The following is a 23,540-nucleotide window of genomic DNA, read 5'->3' on the forward strand; positions in this document are numbered from 1 at the left end:
ATGGATCAGCCGAGATCGGCTGCCGCGATCCAGAACACTTCGCCCTCGGAGTCCTCGGTGTCGAGCCAGAGCAGCGGCAGTTCGGGAAAGGCCTCGTCGACCAATTCGCGGCCGCGGCCGATCTCGCAGATCAGCCCACCATCCGGCGTCAGGTGGCCGGGCGCGTCGCGCAGGATCCGGCGCACCACGTCGAGACCGTCGGCGCCGCCGTCAAAGGCGAGCTTCGGCTCGGCCCGGCACTCCGGCGGCAGCGCCGCCATGCCTTCGGCATCGACATAGGGCGGGTTGGTGATGATCAGGTCGTATTTGGCGTCACCGAGCGGGGCGAACAGGTCGCCGCGATGCAGGCTGATGCGGTCATCGAGCCCGTATTCGCCGACATTTCGTCTGGCGACGTCGATCGCGCCCTTCGAGATATCGACGGCGTCGATCGTGGCGTTCGGAAAATGATGCGCGGCCAGAATCGCGAGGCATCCCGATCCCGTGCAGAGATCGAGCACCCGCTCGACCGCGCTGGGGTCGTCGATCAGCGAGCCGGCTTCGCCGTCTCCGCCGAAATGCGATTCCAAGAGCTCACCGATGAAGGAGCGCGGAACGATGACGCGCTCGTCGACATAGAACGGCAGGCCGCGCATGTAGATCTTGTTGACGAGATACGCGGCCGGTCTGCGGGTGGTGACGCGCTGATGGATGAGATCGACAATGGTCCTGCCCTCGGCGGCCGTGACGCGCGCGTTGGCAAAAATCTCGAACTGCTCGGGATGCAGATGCAGGGCTTCACAGACCAGGAAGGCCGCTTCCGCGACCGGATCGGGCGTGCCATGGGCAAAGGCGAGCTTGGCCTCATTGAAGCGGCTGACCGCATAGCGGACGAAATCGATCAGCGTGAGAAGCTCGCCGCGGCCCACTTTCGCGAGCTTTGGCGCGGCGCGGCCGCGCACGGTCTTTTTGGACGTTGTTGCCATCAGGATCGGGTCCAGCGTGCGGCGGCTTCGTCGTCGCGGGTCTGGGCCTCGACCCAGCCGGTGCCGGTGGCGCTCTCTTCCTTCTTCCAGAACGGCGCGTTGGTCTTGAGATAATCCATCAGGAACTCGGCTGCCTGGAACGCTGCCTGGCGGTGCTGCGAGGCGGTCAGCACCAGCACGATGTTCTGGCCGGGCATAAAACGGCCGACGCGATGGATCACCGTGACGCCGTTGAGGGGCCAGCGCGAGGTGGCCTCATCGGCATGGCGCCTGATCTCTTCCTCGGCCATGCCCGGATAGTGCTCGAGCGAGAGCGCGGCGATCTTCGCGCTGTCCTCGTCGCCGCGGCAGATGCCCGAAAAGCTCACGACCGCACCGATGTCGGTGCGGTTCCCGGTCAGCACCGCGATCTCGCGCGCGATGTCGAAATCGTCTTGCTGGATACGGATGGTGACCGGGCAGGTGGTGACGGGCATGGCCTAGCCGCCGGTCATCGGCGGGAAGAACGCGATCTCGCGAGCGCCCGCGATCGCGGCGTCCGACTTGACGTGGGCATGGTCGATCGCGGCGCGGATCACCTTCGGCTTCTCGAATGCGTAGGCGTAGGCTTCGCTTTGGCCGGATAGCCAGGCGATCAGCTCTTCCACGGTGCGCACGGTCGCGGGCGGCTCGATGGTCTCCTCGGCCTTGCCGATGCGCTCGCGCACCCAGGCGAAGTACTTCACCTTCATCCCTCATCCTCCTTGATGAGGTGATGGATGCCGGCGCCGAAATAGTCGTAGCCGGTGTACATGGTGAGGATCGCCGAGGCCCAGAGCAGCGCCAGTCCGATCATCGAGACCATGGGCACGACCTCATCGCCGGCCGGACCAGCCAGCAGGAAGCCGATGGCGATGAGCTGAACCGTCGTCTTCCATTTCGCAAGCTTGGTCACGGGCACGCTGACGCGCAACGCGGCAAGATATTCGCGCAGGCCCGAGACCAGGATCTCGCGGCACAGGATCACGATGGCGGCCCACAGCGACCAGCCGTGAATGATGCCGTCGGCGGCCAGCATCAGCAGGCACGAGGCGACCAGAAGCTTGTCGGCGATCGGATCGAGCATCCGGCCGAACGCCGATTGTTGATTCCAGATCCGCGCGTAATAGCCGTCGAGGTAGTCGGTGACCGCAGCCGCGATGAAAATGGCGACCGCGACCCAGCGCAGCCACAGCGGGCCGTCCATGATCGACTGTGCGTAGATGCACCCGACCACGACCGGGATCGCGGCGATCCGGCCGTAGGTCAGGATGTTCGGGAGGGACATCGCGCGGCTGGTCGTCCCTCGTGTCGTGGCGATGTTCATCCGTCCTACCAATACCGCTGCAGCGTGAAGGTCAACCGTTCCGCTCCCAAATGGGGTGCGGGATGCGACGACCATATGACCGCGGCCCCCCTTTATTTCACCCCGGCTGGGGATGGAAATACTCGAAAATCCTGCGAGCGCTCTCGGCGCTCACCCCCGGAACCTTGCCGAGATCGGTGATCGAAGCCCGTTCGATCTCCTTCAGGGTTCCGAAATGGTGCAGCAAGGCACGTTTGCGTGACGGACCGATGCCCGGAATCTCCTGCAAGCCGGCCTCGCGGATGTCCTTCTTGCGCAGCTTGCGGTGTGAGCCGATGACGAAGCGGTGCGCCTCGTCCCGCAGCCGCTGGATGAAATAGAGCACGGGGTCGCGCGGCTCCAGCTTGATCGCCTCGCGCTCCGGCATGAACAGGGTCTCGCGGCCGGCATCCCGGTCCGGCCCCTTGGCCACCGACATCAGCGCCACCTGGGTCAGGCCGAGATTTGCAAAGATTTCCCGGACCGCGTTGAGCTGGCCGCGGCCGCCGTCGATGATCACGAGATCGGGCCATTGCGGGAGGTCGTCGTCCTTGGCTTTGGCCGCGCCATCTTCGGGTGGGTTGATCAGGCGCTTGAAGCGGCGCTCCAGCACCTCGCGCATCATCGCGAAGTCGTCGCCCGGCGTGATCCCTTCCGACTTGATGTTGAACTTGCGGTACTGGTTTTTCACAAAACCGTCCGGGCCGGCGACGATCATGGCGCCGACCGCGTTGGTGCCCTGGATGTGGCTGTTGTCGTAGACCTCGATCCGCTTCGGCGCATGCGGCAGGCTCAGGGTCGTGGCCATGGCGTCCAGCAGGCGGCTCTGCGTCGCGGTGTCCGCGAGCTTGCGGCCCAGGGCCTCGCGCGCGTTGGTGAGCGCGTGGGTGACGAGCTCCTTCTTCTCGCCGCGCTTCGGCGTGGATACCTCGACCTTGCGGCCGGCCTTGATCGACAGCGCGTTGCCGAGCAGCTCGCTCTCCTCGATCTCGTGTGAGAGCAGGATGTTCCTCGGCGGCGGCTTGTCGTCATAGAACTGGGCGAGGAAGGAGCCGAGCACCTCTTCCGGCGTATACGTCTTCTCCGCGCGCGGGAAATAGGCGCGGTTGCCCCAGTTCTGCCCGGTGCGGAAGAAGAACACCTCGACGCATGAGAAGCCGCCCTCCTGGTGGATGGCGAACACGTCGGCTTCTTCCACCGTGCGCGGATTGATGCCCTGCTGCGACTGGATCGCGGAGAGCGCAGCAAGGCGGTCGCGGTAGAGCGCGGCGCTCTCGAATTCGAGCTCGCCGGAGGCCTTCTCCATCTCGCTAGCAAGCTCCTGCTTCACCGCATGGCTCTTGCCGGACAGGAAGTCGCTCGCCTCGCGCACCAGGGTCGTGTAGCCGGGGAAGTCGATCTCGCGGGTGCAGGGGCCGGCGCAACGGCGGATCTGGTAGAGCAGGCAGGGCCGCGACCGGCTCTCGAAGAAGGAATCCGTGCAGGAGCGGATCAGGAACGCGCGCTGAAGTGCGGTGATGGTGCGGTTGACGGCGCCGGCCGAGGCGAACGGGCCGAAATAGCGACCGGGCCGCGTCTGCGCGCCGCGATGCTTCAGGATCTGCGGCGCCCAATGGTCGCCCGTGATCAGGATATAGGGAAACGACTTGTCGTCGCGCAGCTGCACATTGAAGCGCGGCCGAAGCTGCTTGATGAGGTTGGCTTCCAGCAGCAGCGCTTCGGTCTCGGTGTGGGTCGAGATGATTTCCACGGTCACTGTGGCGGCGATCATGCGCAGGATGCGCGCCGGCTGCGGCGCGCTCTGGCGCGCATAGTTCGACAGGCGCTTTTTGACGTTCTTGGCCTTGCCGACATAGAGCACGTCGGCGTTCGCATTGAGCATGCGATAGACGCCGGGCGAGGTGGGAGCGAGGCGGACCGCGCGTTCGATCGCCTCGTGGCCGGTCGCCAGCGGCTCTTCGCCGACGGTGCCGCTCTCTTCCAGGATGTCCGGCAGCCGCGCATCGTCCTCGTCGTCGCCGTTCGCGGTGGCGGGATCGAGGTCGGGCGCCGCTTCCGTTTCCTGGGGCGGGACGTCGGGCGCGTTGCCGCGCACGGGTTTGCGCGCGCGTGCGTCGTCCGGATTGTCGGGGGAATCGTGAACCATGGTGCGAATCTAGGCGCTGCGGGTGCCGATTTGAAGTTCCGGCCGTGCCGCACGCACAGGATGGCGGCGCAGTTCCCGGTAACGCTTGCTTAAGCCTGTTAACAGCGCGGTAACCCGGCTTAACAGGCCTTTAACTTAAAACTCTCGATAAATCTTACGCGAAAAAGGGATGGTTCCGTAACCATGCGGTTTTGCCTCGCGCGGCGGCGTGGGCACCGCAGCGGTGACGGCAGTTGCGTTGGAGTGTGTGATGAAGGGGCTCGTTGTGGGCGCAGCCGCGTTGGCTGCAGTCGGCTGGACGGCTTCGGCAGAGGCCGCCGATCTCAATTACGGGCAGCGTGCGCCTTACACGGTCAATCAGCCGCTCAATGCCTATAGCTGGGCTGGTCCGTATCTTGGCGCCAATCTCGGCTACGAATGGGGTTCGGTGAGCAACAATCCCGCAAAGCCGTCAGGCTTCGTCGGCGGCGTTCAGGCCGGCTACAATTTCCAGAACGGCCCATGGGTGTTCGGTGTCGAGGGCGACATCCAGGCCGCCGGTGCCGACGACACCTTCGCGCCGTGGAAGTTCTCCAATCCGTGGTTCGGCACCCTGCGTGGCCGCGCCGGCTACGCCTTCAGCAACGTGCTGTTCTACGGCACGGCGGGCCTCGCCTTCGGCGAGCTGCGCGCGCAGACGTTCGGCTGGACCGAGTCGCACACCAGCGCCGGCTGGACCATCGGTGCCGGCGCGGAAGTCGGGTTCGCGCCGAACTGGAGCGCCAAGCTCGAATATCTCTATATCGATCTGTCGACGAGCCAGTTCGCGATTACGGGCGTGTCAAACGGCTATAGCGCCAGCGTTGTGCGCGCAGGCGTGAACTATCGCTTCTGATAGCTAAGAAGAAAATACCGGACCAACCTCCCGGCCGCTTGCGGCCGGGATTTTTTTCGCCAGGCGCGCTAGGGAAGGATGACCAAATCGACCGCCTTCGGCCCCTTGCCCTTCTTGTCCGGTTCGACTTCGAAAGTAATGCGCTGTCCTTCGGCGAGGTCCTTCAGTCCGGCCCGCTCCACAGCAGTAATATGCACGAAGACGTCGCGGCCCCCGTCGTCCGGTTTGATGAATCCGTAGCCGCGCTCACCGTTGAAAAACTTGACCGTTCCCGTCATGGCCATCGGGAAACTCCCCCTCATTGCTCCTCCGTCGTGACGCAGACGCACGTCACGACATGACCGGGCCTTACGAAGCCCGGGAGCTGGCCATCCTTGGGCAGACCATTCGGTCCGACTGGATCTTTCTTAGGCCTTCACTCCGCCGCAACCATTCGCGGAAGCGGAACGTAAAGCCAGTCACTGCAACAGCATAATACGGTTCTCTGCAGATTGACTACCGCTCCTGCATATTTTTCCCAAGATGCCGGAGTGTTACGGTCTCGGCACTTCTAATCGGAATCTGGCAGCACCACCCTGGCCGAGCGGCATTTCCAGCTCGGGCAGGATCGTCTTGAGCTCGCCCTGCAGCGTGTAAGGAGGATTGACGATCAAGAGCCCGGTGGAGGTGAGAGTTGCGCCGTCGGCCTGCGGCGCCACGCTGAATTCTAGGCGCAGGCATTTTCCCGGCGGCTTTGCTGCGGCTGCGAGCCGCGCCACTGATTGCACCAGCGCGTCGGTGGCGCGCCGGCTCTTGGCGGGATACCAGATTACATAGATACCGGTCGGCCATTTCGCGAAAGCCGCCGAGAAGGCCTCGCCGAGCTTTTCGAACTCGTCCTTGGCCTCGAACGGCGGGTCGATCAGCACGAGCCCACGCCGTTCCTTCGGCGGCACGAAAGCCGGCAGCGCCATCCAGCCGTCGAGGTCGACCACGCGGGCCTGTTCGTCGCGGCGCAGCACGCCGATCAGCGCCTTGCGCGCCTTCGGCTCGAGCTCGCAGAGCAAGAGGCGGTCCTGCGGCCTCAGCAGGCCGCGCGCGATCAGCGGCGAGCCCGGATAGGCCTTGAGCTCGCCTTTCGGATTGAAGGCGCGGACGATGTCGAGATAGGGCTTGGTGAGCGCCATGGCGTCATTCGACAGCCGCGCCTGCATCAGCCGCGCAATGCCCGTCAGCCACTCGCCGCCGCGGCGCGCCTCATCGCTTTCGAGATCGTAAAGGCCGGCGCCGGCATGGGTGTCGATGACGCGGAACGCGCCCGGCTTGTCCTGGAGATAGGTGATGATGCGCGCCAGCACGATGTGTTTGATGACATCGGCGAAGCTGCCGGCATGAAAGGCGTGGCGGTAATTCATGCAAGAGCACTACGCCACGTGACGGCCCGAGCAAAGAGGCACGACGCCTGGGCTAGCCACCCCGGATCGGCGGCATCGTCACCTGGTCGCGGCGGCAGGCGCGGCGGTCGATCTCCTCGCAGGCGCGGAATTGCAGGTCCTTGCTGAGGCAGATGCGGACTTCCGATAGCCGCGTCCGGTTGCAGGTGATCGAGACGGCGGCATTGCTGAGGCCCGGATTGGCCTTGATGAAGGCTTCCTCCACCTCCGCCGGCGCCACGGTCTTGGCCTGCGACAGATCGAGATATTCGGCCGGAATCTTGATCGCGGCGCGTGCCTTCCGGATCGTCTCGAAATAGCTGCGGTCGGCGAGCCCCGAGCAGGTGCCGTGCTTGTCCCATTCGTTGAAGATCAGACCCGGCGCCGGCATCAGATCGAGCATGGAGGAAACGATGCTGCGGTTCAGCCGCGGCGACGGCCGCTGGCAATATTCCGGGAAACCGTTCTCATATTGCGGCCACAGACCATGCACCACGAAGGCGTAGGGCCGTCCGCTGCACTGGATCTGCGAGCGGCCGCCGCGCTCCGCCGCCTCTTCGCAGAAGGAGGGCGACCACGACAGCGACAGCACATAAAAATCGAATTCGCCGGGCGTGTTCTGCCGCTTGTCCTGGGCCTTGGCGCCACCGGCCAATACAGCCAGCCCGGCCGCAAGCGTCAGCGAGATCATCAGGCGGGAGAACGAATGCAATCTGGAATGAAACATGGCGACGCCCCTCAACTAGACTGTGCAGACGAGCCTAGCAGGCGATAAGAACATTTCAAGAACAAAATGCGGGGCGACCGTCGGTCGGCCGCCTGATCGGTCCGGATCAGAGCAATTATTGCTTGGCGGCGCGGCAGGCCGGGTTGTAGGCCCAGTTGCGGTCGAGCCCGACCACGCACCATTCGACGCCCTGGCCGTAGCCGGCGAAGCCGCCATCCTCGACGATCGAGAAATGCACCTTGCGCAGCTTGCCATCGGTGAGCATGGCTTCGCCGGTGCAATAGCGGCGGGGAATGTTGTCGGACGCCCAGGGCCGGAACGCAGTCTCGTGAACCGCGGAGAAGCCGGTGATCTTCAACGAGGAATTCCAGAACGAGCTTTCCTTCTCCCAGAACTGGGAGGCGATCGTCGGCAGCGCCCTGTCGCATTCGGAGACGTTGCCGTCATAGCGCGGCCCGCTCAGCCAGAAATTCAGCTCCAGCGGATTGGCGGCCCTGGCCTCGCCGAGCGACAGCGCCCCGAACAGAAGGCCGAGCACGGCGGCAAAGCGGAGCGATTTCAGGAAGGTCGAGGCGCGCATGGGCAATCCAGACAGCATGATCTGCGAGGGTCGGACGGTGCCGCGAAGGCCGGGGGAGGTCAAGTGCAGCGCTGCAACACTTGCCGACGAGTTGACCGCAATGCTGCGTTAGAGGGGTCTTCCGTTCTTTCCACCGCCGCGCCGGCACCGTAAACTGCCACCAACCAATCGGAGTGACGGGAATGCGAATCATTGCGGCCGCGGGCCTACTTGCCCTGGGTATGTTGGCGAGCCAGTCGGCGCGCGCCGATCTCCTTCCGGTGCCTCCGTTCAAGGGCAACGACACCGGCGGCATCATCGCCTATTCAATGGCAACCCAGGTCGATGCGCGGCAGGTCGCGGTCGATCACTGTGCGCGCTATGGCAAGGTCGCCAAATTCCTGGCGATGCAGGCCTATGAGGGCGGCTACATCTCGTTCTCCTGCCGCTGGGTGCCCTATGGCGCCGCCGACCAGCCGATCCGCACGCTCTACTGAGGCGCTTTCGCAACGCCGCTATCTCGCAGCCGGGAGCTTCCCACATGACGCGCAAACTCGCTTTGCTCGGCTCCGCCCTTTGCCTCGTCTTGTCGGCAGGCAGCGCCCGGGCTGACGACCTGCCGGTGCGCAAGGCGGGCCTGTGGGAATTGAAGATGATCAGGACCGGCACGCCGGTGCCCGAGATGACCATGCAGCACTGCACCGACGAGACCGTCGACAAGGAGATGAACAACAACGTCTCCCCGATGGCCAAGCAGATCTGCGCCAAGCAGGACATCAAGAAGACCGCAACCGGCTATGTCAGCGATTCCGAATGCAATGTCGCCGGCATCAGCACGACCTCGCATGCTGAGATCACCGGCGATTTCAATTCGGCCTATACGGTGAAGACGTCGTCGCACGCGCAAGGCGGCGCCGCCGGCACGGCAGGCCGCGACACGAGCATGCAGCTCGAAGCGAAATGGCTGGGGGCCTGCAAGCCGGACCAGAAGCCCGGCGATATCGTGATGCCCGGCGGCTTCAAGATGAACGTACGCGACATGGACAAGCTCAAGGCGCTGTTGCCGAAATAGGGTGAGATCGTAGCCCGGATGGAGCGAAGCGAAATCCGGGACCGGTGCGTCGATCGCGAAGAAGGAATCCCGGATTGCGCTTCGCTCCATCCGGGCTACATCAGCTACACCGGTATCCGCACGCTCGCCCTTAATCCCCCCATCGGGCTGTCGCCAAGCGTGATGTCGCCGCCATGCGAACGGGCGATGTCGCGGGCGATCGCGAGGCCGAGGCCGGTGCCGCCTTCGTCCTGGTTGCGGGCGTTGTCCAGCCGCAGGAACGGCTTGAAAACCTCTTCACGCAGATGGGCGGGAATGCCCGGCCCGTCGTCGTCGACCGTCACTGTCAAATAACGGTGATCGCGCTGGCCGGTGATGGCGATGCTCTTGCCATAGCGAGCGGCGTTGGTGACGAGGTTGGCGAGGCAGCGCTTGAACGAGGCCGGCTTCACCGTGACCACGGGCAGTCCGTTGAACGCGACGGTCGCAATGTGGCCGTGGCGCTCGGCGTCGCTGCGCAGCTCCTCGAGCGCCTGCGCCATGTCGGTTGGCTGCGACTGCTCGCCGGAATCGCCGCGGGCAAACGCGAGGTAGTCCTCGAGCATCATCGACATCTCGTCGACGTCCTTGCGCATGCCCTCCATCTCGGGGCTGTCGCCGATCAGCGCCAGCTCGAGCTTGAACCGCGTCAGGATCGTGCGCAGATCGTGGCTGACGCCGGCGAGCATCGCGGTGCGCTGCTCCATCGTCCGCTCGATGCGCGATTTCATTTCGAGGAAGGCGACCGACGCGCGCCGCACCTCGCGCGCGCCGCGCGGGCGGAAATTCGGCGCCTCCCGGCCCTTGCCAAAACTTTCGGCGGCGTCGGCAAGTCGCAGGATCGGCTTGATCTGGTTGCGCAGGAATAGCACCGCGACGATCAGCAGGATCGAGGACGTTCCGACCATCCAGAACAGGAAGATCTCCGAGTTCGAGGCATAGGCGGCGCTGCGCTGCGCGAACACGCGCATCACGGCGTCGTCGAGCTGGATCCGGATCTCGACGAGGTTGGAGCGGCCGACCGTGTCGATCCAGAAGGAGCGCCCGATCTGGCGGCCGAGCTGCACCGACAGCGTCTGGTCGAGCAGCGAGAAGAACGGCTTTGGTCCCGGCGGCGGCATGTCGCCGGCCGGGAGGAAATCGACGACGAGGCCGAGGCGCTGCTGCGCGATGCGGCGGATCTGGTCACGATCCTTGTCTTGCGGATAGCCCTTGTAGACATCGATCAGCGCGGCGATGTCCTGCACTACGGCGGCCGACAGGCGCCGTGTCACCGTGTTCCAGTGCCGCTCCATGAACACGAAGGCGACGACCGATTGCAGGATCACCATCGGCACGATCATGATCAGCAGCGCACGCGCGTAGAGGCCGGTCGGCATCCAGCCCTTGAACGCGTTGCCCATCCAGCCATTGGCGGCGGAGACGCGGCCGGCGGCGCTCTTCAAAAGCGTCAGGCCGGTATCGATCGTGCTCATCGGTGGCGCTTCACTCTTTATGGCGAGGCTACCAGCCGGTAGCCGATGCCGCGCACGGCCTGGAGGAATAGCGGATTGGCGGGATCGGTCTCGATCTTGCGCCGCAGGCGGTTGATCTGCACGTCGACGGCGCGCTCGTTGACGCTGCCATTGCCGGTCAGCGCGCTGCGCGGCACGGTCTCGCCCGGTGTCTCCGACAGAATCCGCAGCATCTCGCGCTCGCGGTCGGTCAGGTGAATGACGTCTTCGCCCTGGCGCAGTTCACCGCGCTCGAGGTGATAAATGTACGGGCCAAACGCGATCTTCTCCACCGCAGCGGCCTGTGGCGGCGGCGCGGCGCGCTTGAGGATGTTGTTGATGCGCAGCGCAAGCTCGCGCGGCTCGAACGGCTTTGCGACGTAATCGTCGGCGCCGATCTGCAGGCCCTCGATGCGCGCCTCGGCTTCGTGCCGCGCCGTCAGCATCACGATCGGCACTGAGGACGAGGTGCGGATGAAACGGGCGAGATCGAAGCCGGTCTCGCCGGGCATCATGACATCCAGGATCAAGAGGTCGAAGTTCAGGCCCAAAAGCTTGGAACGGGCGTCGCTGGCGCTGGCGGCGGTCGAGACGCGATAGCCTTCGCCGGCAAGGAAGCGCGAGAGCAGATCGCGGATACGGCGGTCGTCATCGACCAGGAGGAGATGCGGGGCATCGTCGGCGGGACGTGCCGGCGGGCGTGCGAGCGTGGCAGCGAGCGGCACGGTCACTCCTTGTCTTGATTGACGGTGGCAAAGATCGTCTCCAGCACCTTGTCCGGATCGTCGCGGTCGATCATCGCGCGCAGGAAGCGCTTGACGGTCTCGGCATCCTGCGGCGCCATCTCGGCAAGCGCCTTGGTGATGCGCGTGGTCTGGAGGCCGGCGAGCTTCTGCACCAGCGCCTCGCCCTTCGGTGTCGCAAACAGCAGGCGTTGGCGGCGATCATTGTCGCCGGTCTTCTGCACGATATAGCCCTCGTCCAGGAGCTGCTTGAGTACCCGGCCGAGCGATTGCTTGGTGATGCGCAGGACGTCGAGGAGGTCGGCGACCTTGAGGCCGGGATAACGATAGACAAAGTGCATGACGCGGTGATGGGCCCGGCCGAAGCCGAACGCCTCCAGCTCCTGGTCGGGATCGCCGACGAAATCGCGATAGGCGAAGAACAGCAGTTCGATGATATCCCAGCGCAAATTGCCTCCGTCGTCTGCGGCCGGCCGCGGCCCGGCAGCGTCTTGAGAAGGAGTCGCGAAATTTATGTCAGGCATATTGACGTATCTTGGGTTCAATGTTACAAAACGATCAGCCCGTACGAAATTTTAGATCGTTTCGCGTCGGGTGGGGCATCGAAGCACGGCGGCCGCAGTGGGCCGGACAGGCGGAGACGGCCGGAGCAGATCTACCGTGCGATTGTCGAACGGCATTTCGGCAAAACATACTGGACTTCCGTCTTCCGCAAAAGCATGTCCTCGGTGACATGCTGGCCACGGAAACCGGCCGTAACAAGGCTGGCGGCGGTCCGGCCAGAAACCAATCGAGCCAGCCGGGCCCAAATCAGGGCAGGCGGGTGCCAGAACGGCGCCGCCACCGGCAGCGGGAGGCAAGGACATGAGCATGAAATTCGACATCCAGCCCGCATCCAATCCGACCCCCGAGAAGGATCGGGTCGCCAAGCTGGTTGACCCCGGTTTCGGGCGGGTCTTCACCGACCACATGGCAGTGGTCCGCTACAACCAGGCCAAGGGCGGCTGGTACGAGGCGCGTGTCGAGGCGCGCACCAATTTCCAGCTCGATCCGGCCGGCGCCGTCCTGCACTACGCCCAGGAAATCTTTGAAGGCCTCAAGGCCTACAAGCGCGATGACGGCGGCGTGAACCTGTTTCGCCCCGACGCCAATGCACGGCGCTTCAAGGACTCGGCCGACCGCATGGCGATGGCGCAGCTCCCTGAAGACGTCTTCATCGAGGCGGTCGAGCAAATCGTGCGCATCGACCGCGCCTGGATGCCGGGCGGCGAGGGCAGTCTTTACCTGCGCCCCTTCATGATCGCGAGCGAGACCTTCCTCGGCGTCAAGCCGTCGTCCGAATACATCTTCGCGGTGATCGCCTCGCCGGTCGGCTCCTACTTCAAGGGCGGCCCCGCGCCGGTCTCGATCTGGGTGTCCGAGAATTACACGCGCGCTGCCGTCGGCGGCACCGGCGCCGTCAAATGCGGCGGCAACTATGCCGCAAGCCTGCGCGCCCAGGCCGAAGCGATCCAGCACGGCTGCGACCAGGTCGTGTTCCTCGATGCGATCGAGCGCCGCTATATCGAGGAGCTCGGCGGCATGAACGTGTTCTTCGTGTTCGACGACGGCTCGCTGTCGACGCCGCCGCTCGGCACGATCCTGCCCGGCATCACCCGCGATTCGATCATCGCGCTGGCCAAAGACGCCGGCAAGATCGTGCGCGAGGAGCCGTACTCGCTCGACCAGTGGCGCAAGGATGCGGCAAGCGGCAAGCTGAAGGAAGCGTTTGCCTGCGGCACCGCGGCCGTGATCTCGCCGATCGGCACGGTGCGGTCGGTGAGCGGCGATTTCGAGATCAGCGGCGGCGCCGCGGGCCCCGTTGCCATGGGGCTGCGCAAGCAGCTCGTCGACATCCAGTACGGCCGCACCAACGATCCGCACAACTGGATACGGAAGGTGGATTGAGGCTTCGTGTCCGGGCAGAGTGCCGGGCCCAAGCTCGCTAAACGGAAACGCAGCGCAACTTCCTTGGAAGGAGCTGCGCTGCGTTTGCACGAATGGCGCTGACCTTTAGTTGTTGAATCCATCAGTGCAACTGTGCGACAATGACTAGGACATCAAGCTTCACGTTGCCACATGCCTGCCAATCTCTCCCAGCCAATCAAATGGGCCGTATCCGCTGTCGTCACGGCGGTCGCTCTCTTCGGCATTCTAACATTGAGGCCTGGACCGGCGGTCGAGGTGGCGGACCGGGTCATCAGCGTGGCCGACACCGACGCCGAGATGAATGCCGCGATCGCTCGCGCACGCGCTACCTTGCCTGTCTTCTGGGCTTCCTATGAAGCACCAAAGCGAACGGAGACGGAGCACGCTCTCAAGGTTCGATTTCCGAGCACCGGGAACGACGAGCACATCTGGATGAGTGAAGTGAAGAAGCTTCCGGGTGGGGAATATGCAGCGCGGTTTGGGGATACGCCGCGAAATCTGCCAGGAAAGCGGTTGGGAGACCTCGCCGCGTTCAAGGATGCCGACATCTCGGACTGGATGTTCATGCGCAACGGCAAGATCGTCGGCGGCGAAACCATCAGGCCGCTGCTGAAATCCATGCCGAAGGCGGATGCCGACGCGCTCCGGGCGCGGATGGAGCAGCCGTAAGGGCCTACCCGGCAGTTGCCGCACCCCGCGTCGGCTGGTAAATGCCGCGCATGGCCGAAAAACCCAAAAAATCGCCGAAACTGAAGGCGCGCCTGCCGCGCGGGCTCGAGGATCGCGATCCCGCCGCGATCCGGGCCACGCGCGAGATGGTGGAGAAGATCCGCGCCGTCTACGAGCTCTACGGATTCGAGCCCGTGGAAACGCCGGCGATGGAATACACCGACGCGCTCGGTAAATTCCTGCCCGACCAGGATCGTCCGAACGAGGGCGTGTTCTCGTTCCAGGACGACGACGAGCAGTGGATCTCGCTGCGTTATGATCTAACCGCGCCGCTCGCGCGCTACGTCGGCGAGCGATACGGGACCGATGGTCTGGTCCTGCCCTATCGCAGCTACCGCGTCGGCTACGTGTTCCGCAACGAGAAGCCCGGCCCCGGCCGCTTCCGTCAGTTCATGCAGTTCGACGCCGACACGGTCGGCTCGGCGACGCCGGCGGCGGACGCGGAGATCTGCATGATGGCCGCGGACACGATGGAGGCGCTCGGCATCGCGCGTGGCTCCTATGTCGTGAAGGTCAACAACCGAAAAGTGCTCGACGGCGTTCTGGAAGCGATCGGGCTCGGCGGCGAAGAGAACGCAGCGCGCAGACTGACCGTGCTGCGTGCCATTGACAAGCTCGACAAATTTCCTGCCGAGGAAGTTCGCAAGCTCCTCGGTCCCGGCAGATGGGATGGCGGCGAAGAGGGCAAGGGCGACTTCACGAAGGGCGCCAACCTGAACGCGTCGGAGGCTGACGTCGTTCTTGCCATCACCAAGCCGCGCGACGATTGGAAAGAGGCCATTGCCGCCGCGGAAACCTATCTCGCCAAGAGCGAAGTCGGTCAGGCCGGCGTGAGCGAGCTGGAAGAGATCGCCAAACTGGTGACGGCGTCGGGGTACGGCGCAGACCGCATCAAGATTGATCCGTCCGTCGTGCGCGGCCTCGAATATTATACCGGCCCCGTCTACGAGGTCGAACTGCTGCTCGACACCAAGGACGAAAAAGGCCGCCCGGTCCGTTTCGGCTCGGTCGGCGGTGGCGGCCGCTATGATGGTCTCGTCTCGCGCTTCCGCGGCGAGCCGGTGCCGGCGACTGGATTTTCCATCGGCGTGTCGCGCCTTCAGGCCGCGCTGACGCTGCTCGGCAAGCTCGACACGAGGCCCGGCTTCGGCCCCGTCGTCGTCACCGTGTTCGACCGCGATCGCGTCGCCGACTACCAGAAGATGGTTGCATCGTTGCGAACCGCAGGCATTCGCGCCGAGCTCTATCTCGGCAATCCCAAGAACATGGGCAACCAACTCAAATATGCCGACCGCCGCAATGCGCCTTGCGTCATCATCCAGGGCTCGGATGAAAAAGCGCGTGGCGAGGTGCAGATCAAGGATCTGATCGAGGGCGCGAAGGCGGCGGCCGCGATCGCTTCCAACCAGGAATGGCGCGAGAGCCGCCCGGCGCAGTTCTCGTGCAGCGAGGCCGACCTCGTCGCCAAAGTGCGCGAGGTGTTGGCGCGCCATGACGTGAGCTGGGGCTAGCCATTCGCTGACGCCGCCATGCCCGGGCTTGTCCCGGGCATCCACGTCCTGTTTGATGACGACCGTCAATGGCCGGTGTTCGGCCCCAAGGGAGAGAAAAATGCCTGAGATCACTGTCAGCATGGCCGTGGGCCGCACCGACGAGCAGAAGGCCGGCATGATGCGCGACATCACCCAGGCGCTGGTGAAGAATCTCGGCGTCGATGCCGACGCCGTTGTCATCCAGATCAACGAAGCCCCGCTCGCCCACAAGATGAAGGGCGGCAAGACGTTCGTGGAGCGCGCGGCGGCTGCGAAGAAGTAGCCGACGCTGTAGCTGCAAACGCAACTGTCGTCCTGGCCTAGTGCGCAATTGCGCACGGGGGCCAGGACCCATTACCCCAAGCGGCAGTTGTTGCAGCAGGTCGTGGTTTCGGCCGCGCATGACAATGTTCAGTCGGGGTGGGTCCTGGATCGGCGCTCGCTTTGCTCGCTTGTCCGGGACGACGGGGGAGGCTCCATGGACGCACGCGACTTCATCAAGGTCGGCATGAGCGCCGAGCGCACGCTGGTGGTGCCGGTGGAGCGCACGGTCGGGCATTTCGTGCCCGGCATGCCGATGGTCTATGCGACGCCGATGATGATTCTGGAAATGGAGATGACGTCGGGCGATGCGATTCGTGCCGCGCTTCAGCCCGGCTGGGTCACCGTCGGCACCGAGGTCGATATCCGCCATCTTGCGGCAGCTTTGGTCGGTGCGACGGTGCGGACCACCGCGAAGGTTTTCGCAGTCGAGCGCCGCGTCATCCGCTTCGAGGTCGAGGCCTTCGAGGGCTTGCGAAAACTCGGCGAAGGCCGCCACGCGCGCGGGCTCGTCAATGTCGAGATGTTCAACAAGCGGCTGGGGGCGAGCTAGGAGCCGCTTGCTCTGCCCTCATCCTGAGGGGACCGCGCAGCGGTCGTCTCGAAGGATCGCCCCGGGCGAGAGCGGGGCCTGCATGGTTCGAGACGGCGCTTCGCGCCTCCTCACCATGAGGAGATAGCTTCCTTACTTCGCCAATTCCTTCGACCGCCGCGTCGCCGCCGCGATCGCGCGGATCATCAGATCGCGCAGGCCGGGCTCGCCCATCAGCACGCCGAGCGCCGCGGCCGTGGTGCCGCCGGGCGAGGTGACGTTCTGGCGCAGCGTGCTCGACGGCAGATCCGATTGGTGGAGAAGTTCACCCGAGCCGGCGACGGTTTCGCGCGCGAGTTTTGTCGCCAGCGCCTCGGGCAAGCCGGCCTCGACGCCGGCGCGCGCGAGCTCTTCCGCCAGCAAAAACACATAGGCCGGGCCGGAGCCGGACACCGCGGTCACCGCGTCCATCAAGCTCTCATCGTCGACCCATTCGACCGAGCTGGTGGCCCGTAGCAGCGCATCGGCCACCGCGCGTTGCGGCGCGCTGACGCTGTTCGCGGCGACAGCCACCGTGATGCCGCGACCGATCGCGGCCGGCGTGTTCGGCATCGCGCGCACCACCGCGCCGCCGCAGACCTCCTCGAGCGAGGCGATGGTGGTTCCCGCCATGATCGACACCACCGCGGTCTTGTCGGAGACGAACGACTTCAGCTTGGCGCCGGCCTCGCGGAACATCTGCGGCTTCACCGCGACCACGAGCGTCTCGACCTGGCCCGCCGTCGTCACATCAGGATTGAGCGCGACGCCCTTGGCGGCAAGTGCGGTGATCTCGGCCGAGATGTGCGGATCGATCACCGCGACCCGGCGCGGATCGAGCCCGCCCGAAAGCCATCCGGTCAACATTGCGCCGCCCATCTTGCCGGCGCCGGCGAGCAGGATGGTGCCGGTGATGTTTTCGAGAGTGCTGTTCGCCATCGCTGTCGCCACCGCCGTCGTCCTGGCCTAGTGCGCAATTGCGCACGGGGGCCCAGGACCCATTACCACGGCTGGTTCTAGTGGAAGGATGGCAGGGCAACAAGCATCGCGAGCTACACAAAGACCTCGCGGTATGGGTCCTGGCTTTCGCCAGGACGACGGTGGAAGAAAGCCGGGCTCGCTCGCCGCCTCAAGAGTGCGCTTACGCCTCGCCCACCGTGTCGAACATGGCCGCGTCCATGGCTTCCGTCGTGGACTTGCCCGCCCACACCACGAACTGGAACGCCGGGAAATAGCGTTCGCAGGCGTGGATGGCGCCGGCGAGCATGGCTTCGCATTGCCCAGTGGAGGCGATGAGCCCGCCCGGTAGCACCAGGGCCTGCCGGTGCATGATCATGCCGGTGGTGGTCCACAGGTCGAAATGCCCGACCCACAACTGCTCGTTGACCGCCGCGACGAGCCGCTGGACCTCCGATCGCCGCGCAACCGGAATCTTCATGTCGAAGGCGCAGGCCAGATGCAGCGCCTCGATCTCGCCCATCCAGGTGAAGGAGATCTGGTAGTCGGTCCATTGTCCCTTGGAGACAATCGTGAGTTCGTCTTCGCCGGAGCGTTCGAACGGCCAGTTGTTGCTGGCAGCGATATCCTCGACCACCGCGAGCGGATGGTTTTTGGAATCGATGGTGCCTTCGAGCAGGGACATGCCGTCTCGACCTCTTGCCTTCTTGTTGTCTTTGATACGCACGCGGTTGGTCCGGCGCGCGCTCCCTTTAAATTCGTTAAGGCGATCCGTTCGGATCAGCGCGGGCTTGTCGCGGATCAACTGATGTGATTTGCGGAATCTGCGCAACTGGCTGCCGAGTCCGTCCACAAGTCAGGACTCGTTCGTCCACAGCTCATCTCCGCCACAATTATTAACGGGAAGAACAAATCGGAATCGGATTGGATGGCCCGCCAATCGTTAATTCCGTCCCGTGCCCCTGGACCGCCATGGCGGCATGGGACCATGCGGTTTTCCCATGCGGAACCCGCTTGCCGCGGCCCCGAACCGGCGTCATATTTCGGTTTAGGCCGTTCATTCCGGACGGCCGATGTTCTCAGGGCGGGGTGAAAGTCCCCACCGGCGGTAAGGGCCGTAAGGCCCAAGCCCGCGAGCGCCTTCCTCAAAGCCTTGCTGAGGGGAAGGGTCAGCAGATTCGGTGCAACTCCGAAGCCGACGGTTAAAGTCCGGATGAAAGAGAACGGTCGGTGGCAGACGCATCGCAGGATGCGGCTGTTTGTCGTTCCGTGTGCCCTGATTCTGGTCCTTAACTGAGGAAAGCCATGAATCAGATGTTGCAAGATACCCAAGCCGAAACCTCCCAACCAACCCAAACGCCACCGCCGGTTCCGCAGGATCCGGCGCCCGACCATCCGCGCTTCGCGAAACCGCAGCGGGTGGCCTTCGTGCAGGCCTGCTGGCACCGCGACGTGGTCGCGGAGGCCCGTATCGCCTTCGTGAGGGAGGCGGAAGCACGCCACCTCAATCATGTCGACGTGTTCGAGGTGCCGGGCTCGTTCGAGATCCCGCTGCACGCCCAGATCCTGGCCAAGACACGGCGCTACACCGCGATCGTCGCGGCCGGCCTCGTCGTCGACGGCGGCATCTATCGCCATGAGTTCGTCGCCGACACCGTGATCAAGGCGCTGATGGACGTGCAGCTGCGCACCGAGGTGCCCGTGTTCTCCGCGGTGCTGACACCGCAGCAATTCCACGAGACCGAGGTGCACTACGATTTCTTCCGCAGGCATTTCGCGATCAAGGGCGTCGAGGTTGCGGCCGCCTGTGCGGAGACATTGCTCGGGCTCGAACGCCTGCGCGGCCAGGTCGCCGCGGGAATCGTGTAACGCGGCGCAACGACCATCCCTCATCCCGAGGGGCGCCAAGCGCGTCTCGAAGGATGAGGGGCGATCGCCGCCGTCATTACCCCAATGACACGCCCGCTTTGGCGCGGCTGATCCCGAGCGTCAGGATGCGCTGCAGGAGAGCCGGGTATTTGAGCCCGGCATGTAGAGCCGCCGTGGCGAATTCCTGGCTCTTGGCGATCTCGGGATTGGGATTGGCTTCGATGAAATACGGCGTGCCGTCGGCGGTGAGACGAAAATCGATGCGCGCGTAGCCGTCGAGGCCAAGCACCCGGTAGATGCGTTTCGCGGCCCGCTGGATCCTGGCGGTCACTTCCGGCGCCAGATCCTTCGCGGGCCCGTCGACGATGCCGACCTTCTCCTGATAGTCGGTGTCGTGCTTGGCCTTCTCCGTGGCGATGTGCCGTGACGAGCGGCCGCCCATGCTGCCGAATTTCAACTCCCAGACCGGCAGAACGCGTAAGCGGTTGTTGCCGAGCACGCCGACGTAAAGCTCTCGCCCCTCGATGAACTGCTCGGCGATGGCGGCGGATTCAACCCGCTCGTGGATGAAGGCGACCCGCTCCGCCAGCTTCTCGTCGGTATCGACGATCGAGGCTTGCGAGATGCCGAACGAGCCATCCATGTTCAGGCTCTTGACGATCAGCGGCAGCGCAAGACGCGTCGGGCGTTTCACCTTGCGGCGCATCGGGAAGACGGCAAAGGCCGGCGCCGCGATCCGGCGGTGATGCACCAGCGTCTTGGACAAATCCTTGCCGCGGGCCAGGGTCAGTCCGCGCGGATTGCACCCGGTATAAGGGACCTTCATCAGCTCGAGATAGCTCGCGATGTGCTGGTCGAAGGCGACGTTGTTGTGGAATTCCTCCAGCAACGTGAAAACCACGTGCGGCTTGAACTCCTCGATCGCTTCGCGCACCGGCTTGATTTCCTCCTGCGCGCCGAGTGGTCGAACCTCGTGGCCGGCCGCGCGCAAGGTACTCACCACGTCGTACTCGGTTTTCCACGCGTTGATTTCCTGCGCGGTGTGCCCGTCGCTGGAGTCCGGCGGCACGAAGTCCGGATGCATGAGGACCAGAATGCGCAGACGTCTCATAGCGCGATCCATTTTCGTCGAGACGGGCCAAACATCGTGTGCATCGTCTTGGCGGTGACGAGGACGATGAAGTCGAGAACCAGCTTCTGTTCGGGACCGGCGGCGCGCAGATCGAGCTCGCGACAACGAGAGATCATCTCGTCAAGCACGGCATCGAGCGTAAGCTGATTCTCGCCGGTCCATCGGGAGACCAATTGCCTGATCTGGGAGCGGTGGCGCCTGATCAGGGCTGAAGCCGGCTTTGAGCGGTGGTGCCGTGGATCGGCTGAAAACAGCCGGGAGAGATCGCGGTCATAGGTCTTGGGAGGTGTGAAGGCGTAGAACGCCTGCTTCTTCTTGTAGTGCTCTTCGAGCGTCTGGCTGAGCCGACCCAGCGTATCGACACGCTCTCGCGTCGTGATCGGCGGTCGCTTGCCCGCAATCTCGCCCATCAGCTCGTCGACATATTCGAGCTTCTTCAGCGCCGGCCAACCAGCGTATCGCGTCCGCCAGTTCGAGCGCGGCCGCAGCCACACCGCAAAGGTCTCGGCGAAATCCTCGTCCGGATGGCTCTGCGCATACCACAGCCGCAGATGCTGGACGTAACGCCGGCTCGCCGGATTGGGCCGGTAATAGCGCGGATAATGTTTCGACGACGGGCCGAACAGTTGCTGCCAGCGCCGGCGGCGCTGCAACTGGAAGCCGTGCTGTATGGCGTGGCCCGCTTCGTGACGGAGGATGGCCATGCATTCGCGCCAGGTTCCGCCCTCGACGTCGAACATCATCTTCTTCTCGAGCTTCATCAGGCGCGGATGAGCGAGATAGAACGGAATGGCGATGCCGGGAACGCCGCCCGGACTGAACCATTCGCTCGACATCCAGGTGTGCGGCCGCAGCCGGATGCCGCGCTCCTCGAGCTCCTCGTACAGCGTGCTGACGCAGTCCTCGAGCCAGGTGCCTTCGACCGTAACCCTCAGGCTGGAGAGGCGTTGCTTGAGCAACTCGTCATCCGACAGCTTCTCCCAGGCAAATTTCCGGCGTGGCATCGGGCATCCAGAGGGCAGAGATGACTCGGGATTCGGATGATGTCATGGGCGCTCGTTGGCAACAACCCGCGCCTTGCGCGTGAGGGAGCCGTAGGGTGGGTTAGGCGCAGCCGTAACCCACCTCTTACTTTCCGCGGGGGCAGAAGTGGTGGGTTACGCCGAGCGGTCTGCGCTTCGCGCAGTCCGCAGGGCTAACCCACCCTACGAGGTCAGCGTGCTTAGTCGAACAGGCTCGACACCGATTCTTCCGCGGCGGTGCGCGCGATCGCGTCGGAGATCAGGCTGGCGATCGGCAGCGTGCGGATGTTCGGCGCCTTGCTCACCGCATCCGTCGGCAGGATCGAATCGGTGATCACCAGCTCCTTCAGCCTGGAGTTCGTGATTCGGGCCGCCGCGCCGCCGGAGAGCACGCCGTGGGTGATGTAGGCGTAGACATCCTTGGCGCCCTTGGCGATCAGCGCGTCGGCGGCGTTCACCAGCGTGCCGCCGGAGTCCACGATGTCGTCGATCAGGATGCAGGTGTAGCCGGCGACGTCGCCGATCACGTTCATGACCTCGGATTCACCCGCCCTCTCGCGGCGCTTGTCGACGATCGCGAGCGGGGTGTTGATGCGCTTGGCGAGACCGCGTGCGCGCGCCACGCCGCCGACGTCGGGCGAGATCACCATCGTCTTGGAGAGATCGAACTTGTCCTTGATGTCGCGCACCATCAGCGGTGCCGCGTAAAGGTTGTCGGTCGGGATGTCGAAGAAGCCCTGGATCTGGCCGGCATGCAGGTCCAGCGTCATGACGCGGTCGACGCCGGCCTGCGTGATCAGATTGGCGACGAGTTTTGCCGAGATCGGCGTGCGCGAGCCCGATTTGCGGTCCTGCCGGGCGTAGCCGAAATAGGGCAGCACCGCGGTGATGCGGCGCGCCGAGGAGCGGCGCAATGCGTCGGTGATGATCAGCAATTCCATCAGATGGTCGTTCGCCGGGAACGAGGTCGACTGGATGACGAACGCATCCGAGCCGCGCACGTTCTCCTGGATCTCGACGAAGATCTCCATGTCGGCGAAGCGCCGCACCACCGCCTTGGTCAGCGGCAGGTCGAGACCCTGCGCGATGGCCTGCGCGAGAGCCGGATTGGAGTTGCCGGCGACGAGCTTGATGGAGCCGTTCTTGGCCGACATGGACGCTTCCTCCCGCGCTTTGCTGGACACGATGTTCAACATCAAACAATACCCACTGGAAGCACGGTTACGACGGGCGAGGAAATATCAGGCCGGAGGCTGCAATGGCAACCCGGGACGCTACGTTTTCCCTGCGAAATCCCGAGTCCGGCCAACGGTTTGGCCGGAAGTTGGGACCGTGGTTTCGCGGGGGTTATCGCTCGGCATAGCCCAGCGCCGAGGCCGGCATCTCGGCCACCGGAGCCTCCGGTATCACGCTCGCCACGGCCGGCCCGCGCAAGCCGGGAGCCGAGTTCGGCGCATCCGGCGTGCCGTTGATCATGTTGGAAAGTCCGCTGAATCCGGCCTGGGCGATCTTGCGCAGCACGAGGTCGTCGGCAGCGCTCCAAGGGTCGCGGCCGCCCTTGGCCCCCGTCGGTTCCTCGCCTGAAAGGCGCAGCGCCCGCTGCTGGTTGGCGTCGTAGACGTCCCAGACCCAGGCGATCACGGTCTTGCCACGCACGATCTGGGCGGAGAGGTAGCTGCGCACGCGGTAGGCAGCCGTCCCCTCGCGGGAGACCACGGACAGGCTGCGCAGCTTGGATTCGCTGTCGAGCACGCCGACCATGCGGTCGAACACTTGCGGCGGCGGTCCGTCGATCGATTCGAACGCGACTGTCGCCCCGGAGCCGGCGCTCGGCGCCATCGCATAGGAGTTCGCGGCACCACCGCCACCGGCACAGCCGCCAAGCGCGGCCGCAGCCGTCAGGAGCATGACCGCCAGCACGCGCGAACCCGCGCGGCGCAAGATGAATGACGCATCCCTCATTATGGAGGGCAGCGATATCGTTAAAACGCATTAACGTCTAGGGCGGGGGCGCCACAGCCCACCGTCATCGCGCGCAGGCATCGCCCCGGAATGATACGGGTTGCC

At 64.6% G+C, this 23,540-nt stretch carries 27 protein-coding genes and 1 riboswitch; of the genes, 9 read left to right on the forward strand and 18 right to left on the reverse strand.

Annotated elements, in window-relative coordinates; translation table 11 throughout:
• Positions 1-5: 5 nt before the first annotated feature.
• The 5 genes from prmB to uvrC all read right to left on the reverse strand — a co-directional run bounded on the left by prmB (position 6) and on the right by uvrC (position 4,474).
• Complete coding sequence (gene prmB / locus AC0L2J_RS10115; protein ID WP_473389040.1) at positions 6-965, reverse strand: 50S ribosomal protein L3 N(5)-glutamine methyltransferase; 960 nt, start codon at positions 963-965, stop codon at positions 6-8.
• Complete coding sequence (locus AC0L2J_RS10120) at positions 965-1,441, reverse strand: molybdenum cofactor biosynthesis protein MoaE (protein WP_473247195.1); 477 nt, start codon at positions 1,439-1,441, stop codon at positions 965-967. The genes prmB and AC0L2J_RS10120 overlap by 1 nt, the downstream gene beginning before the upstream one ends.
• A gap of 3 nt (positions 1,442-1,444) precedes the next feature.
• Positions 1,445-1,696: a molybdopterin converting factor subunit 1 gene (gene moaD, locus AC0L2J_RS10125; protein ID WP_007614873.1), complete on the reverse strand. Its 252-nt coding sequence runs from the start codon at positions 1,694-1,696 to the stop codon at positions 1,445-1,447.
• Complete coding sequence (gene pgsA / locus AC0L2J_RS10130) at positions 1,693-2,310, reverse strand: CDP-diacylglycerol--glycerol-3-phosphate 3-phosphatidyltransferase (RefSeq protein ID WP_007596859.1); 618 nt, start codon at positions 2,308-2,310, stop codon at positions 1,693-1,695. The genes moaD and pgsA overlap by 4 nt, the downstream gene beginning before the upstream one ends.
• Positions 2,311-2,407: 97 nt before the next feature.
• Positions 2,408-4,474: an excinuclease ABC subunit UvrC gene (gene uvrC, locus AC0L2J_RS10135; RefSeq protein WP_473389041.1), complete on the reverse strand. Its 2,067-nt coding sequence runs from the start codon at positions 4,472-4,474 to the stop codon at positions 2,408-2,410.
• Positions 4,475-4,724: 250 nt separating this feature from the next.
• Here uvrC and AC0L2J_RS10140 point away from each other — a divergent pair, with 250 nt between their 5' ends.
• Positions 4,725-5,348, forward strand: a complete 624-nt coding sequence (locus tag AC0L2J_RS10140; RefSeq protein WP_007614867.1) for an outer membrane protein — start codon at positions 4,725-4,727, stop codon at positions 5,346-5,348.
• 68 nt (positions 5,349-5,416) lie between these two features.
• Here AC0L2J_RS10140 and AC0L2J_RS10145 read toward each other — a convergent pair whose 3' ends face one another.
• From AC0L2J_RS10145 to AC0L2J_RS10160, 4 genes are all read right to left on the reverse strand, one after another.
• On the reverse strand, positions 5,417-5,632 hold the full coding sequence (locus tag AC0L2J_RS10145) for a cold-shock protein (protein ID WP_007614865.1): 216 nt from the start codon (positions 5,630-5,632) through the stop codon (positions 5,417-5,419).
• A 249-nt stretch (positions 5,633-5,881) separates the two neighbouring features.
• Positions 5,882-6,742: a 23S rRNA (adenine(2030)-N(6))-methyltransferase RlmJ gene (locus AC0L2J_RS10150; protein ID WP_473389042.1), complete on the reverse strand. Its 861-nt coding sequence runs from the start codon at positions 6,740-6,742 to the stop codon at positions 5,882-5,884.
• 52 nt (positions 6,743-6,794) lie between these two features.
• A complete protein-coding gene (locus AC0L2J_RS10155; RefSeq protein WP_007614861.1) occupies positions 6,795-7,487 on the reverse strand; it encodes a ribonuclease T2 family protein in 693 nt (230 codons plus the stop codon).
• 115 nt (positions 7,488-7,602) lie between these two features.
• Positions 7,603-8,067, reverse strand: coding sequence for a hypothetical protein (locus AC0L2J_RS10160; RefSeq protein ID WP_007596853.1), 465 nt, complete (start codon positions 8,065-8,067; stop codon positions 7,603-7,605).
• A gap of 182 nt (positions 8,068-8,249) precedes the next feature.
• Here AC0L2J_RS10160 and AC0L2J_RS10165 point away from each other — a divergent pair, with 182 nt between their 5' ends.
• Together AC0L2J_RS10165 and AC0L2J_RS10170 are read left to right on the forward strand one after the other, a co-directional pair.
• Positions 8,250-8,543 (forward strand): hypothetical protein, encoded by a 294-nt coding sequence (locus AC0L2J_RS10165; protein WP_007614858.1) that lies wholly within the window; start codon positions 8,250-8,252, stop codon positions 8,541-8,543.
• Between the two features lie 44 nt (positions 8,544-8,587).
• Positions 8,588-9,118, forward strand: coding sequence for a DUF3617 domain-containing protein (locus AC0L2J_RS10170; RefSeq protein ID WP_007614857.1), 531 nt, complete (start codon positions 8,588-8,590; stop codon positions 9,116-9,118).
• 104 nt (positions 9,119-9,222) lie between these two features.
• On the opposite strand, the gene AC0L2J_RS10175 is transcribed toward AC0L2J_RS10170, so the two are convergent.
• The 3 genes from AC0L2J_RS10175 to AC0L2J_RS10185 are packed head-to-tail and all read right to left on the reverse strand — an operon-like array spanning position 9,223 to position 11,896.
• Positions 9,223-10,611: an ATP-binding protein gene (locus tag AC0L2J_RS10175; RefSeq protein ID WP_007614856.1), complete on the reverse strand. Its 1,389-nt coding sequence runs from the start codon at positions 10,609-10,611 to the stop codon at positions 9,223-9,225.
• Between the two features lie 17 nt (positions 10,612-10,628).
• Entirely contained in the window at positions 10,629-11,360 is a 732-nt protein-coding gene (locus AC0L2J_RS10180) for a response regulator (RefSeq protein ID WP_035974455.1), read from the reverse strand.
• The gene (locus tag AC0L2J_RS10185) at positions 11,357-11,896 is read right to left on the reverse strand and encodes a MarR family winged helix-turn-helix transcriptional regulator (protein WP_007596846.1); all 540 of its coding nucleotides are present in this window, start codon (positions 11,894-11,896) and stop codon (positions 11,357-11,359) included. Before AC0L2J_RS10185 ends, AC0L2J_RS10180 begins: the two co-directional genes overlap by 4 nt.
• A 340-nt stretch (positions 11,897-12,236) precedes the next feature.
• Here AC0L2J_RS10185 and AC0L2J_RS10190 point away from each other — a divergent pair, with 340 nt between their 5' ends.
• From AC0L2J_RS10190 to AC0L2J_RS10210, 5 genes are all read left to right on the forward strand, one after another.
• Positions 12,237-13,319: a branched-chain amino acid aminotransferase gene (locus AC0L2J_RS10190; RefSeq protein ID WP_473389043.1), complete on the forward strand. Its 1,083-nt coding sequence runs from the start codon at positions 12,237-12,239 to the stop codon at positions 13,317-13,319.
• Between the two features lie 171 nt (positions 13,320-13,490).
• Entirely contained in the window at positions 13,491-14,009 is a 519-nt protein-coding gene (locus AC0L2J_RS10195; protein ID WP_007614853.1) for a YegJ family protein, read from the forward strand.
• Between the two features lie 50 nt (positions 14,010-14,059).
• A complete protein-coding gene (hisS, locus tag AC0L2J_RS10200; RefSeq protein WP_473389044.1) occupies positions 14,060-15,580 on the forward strand; it encodes a histidine--tRNA ligase in 1,521 nt (506 codons plus the stop codon).
• Positions 15,581-15,635: 55 nt separating this feature from the next.
• Positions 15,636-15,884, forward strand: a complete 249-nt coding sequence (locus AC0L2J_RS10205) for a tautomerase family protein (RefSeq protein WP_088931232.1) — start codon at positions 15,636-15,638, stop codon at positions 15,882-15,884.
• 195 nt (positions 15,885-16,079) lie between these two features.
• Positions 16,080-16,475 (forward strand): thioesterase family protein, encoded by a 396-nt coding sequence (locus tag AC0L2J_RS10210; RefSeq protein ID WP_473389045.1) that lies wholly within the window; start codon positions 16,080-16,082, stop codon positions 16,473-16,475.
• 132 nt (positions 16,476-16,607) lie between these two features.
• Here AC0L2J_RS10210 and proC read toward each other — a convergent pair whose 3' ends face one another.
• Both proC and AC0L2J_RS10220 read right to left on the reverse strand, forming a co-directional pair.
• Positions 16,608-17,432, reverse strand: coding sequence for a pyrroline-5-carboxylate reductase (proC, locus tag AC0L2J_RS10215; protein WP_473389046.1), 825 nt, complete (start codon positions 17,430-17,432; stop codon positions 16,608-16,610).
• A 202-nt stretch (positions 17,433-17,634) separates the two neighbouring features.
• A complete protein-coding gene (locus AC0L2J_RS10220; RefSeq protein ID WP_007614845.1) occupies positions 17,635-18,135 on the reverse strand; it encodes a type III secretion system chaperone family protein in 501 nt (166 codons plus the stop codon).
• 386 nt (positions 18,136-18,521) lie between these two features.
• A riboswitch (FMN riboswitch) is annotated at positions 18,522-18,679 on the forward strand.
• 76 nt (positions 18,680-18,755) lie between these two features.
• Here AC0L2J_RS10220 and AC0L2J_RS10225 point away from each other — a divergent pair.
• Complete coding sequence (locus AC0L2J_RS10225; protein ID WP_473247189.1) at positions 18,756-19,319, forward strand: 6,7-dimethyl-8-ribityllumazine synthase; 564 nt, start codon at positions 18,756-18,758, stop codon at positions 19,317-19,319.
• 76 nt (positions 19,320-19,395) lie between these two features.
• On the opposite strand, the gene AC0L2J_RS10230 is transcribed toward AC0L2J_RS10225, so the two are convergent.
• From AC0L2J_RS10230 to AC0L2J_RS10245, 4 genes are all read right to left on the reverse strand, one after another.
• Entirely contained in the window at positions 19,396-20,430 is a 1,035-nt protein-coding gene (locus tag AC0L2J_RS10230; RefSeq protein ID WP_473389047.1) for a D-alanine--D-alanine ligase family protein, read from the reverse strand.
• Positions 20,427-21,455, reverse strand: a complete 1,029-nt coding sequence (locus AC0L2J_RS10235) for a putative zinc-binding metallopeptidase (protein WP_473389048.1) — start codon at positions 21,453-21,455, stop codon at positions 20,427-20,429. Before AC0L2J_RS10235 ends, AC0L2J_RS10230 begins: the two co-directional genes overlap by 4 nt.
• Before the next feature lie 218 nt (positions 21,456-21,673).
• A complete protein-coding gene (locus tag AC0L2J_RS10240; protein ID WP_247495819.1) occupies positions 21,674-22,627 on the reverse strand; it encodes a ribose-phosphate pyrophosphokinase in 954 nt (317 codons plus the stop codon).
• 193 nt (positions 22,628-22,820) lie between these two features.
• Positions 22,821-23,435, reverse strand: a complete 615-nt coding sequence (locus tag AC0L2J_RS10245) for a hypothetical protein (protein WP_473389049.1) — start codon at positions 23,433-23,435, stop codon at positions 22,821-22,823.
• Positions 23,436-23,540 lie beyond the last annotated feature (105 nt).

This window comes from Bradyrhizobium sp. MV1.5, from assembly GCF_055807615.1.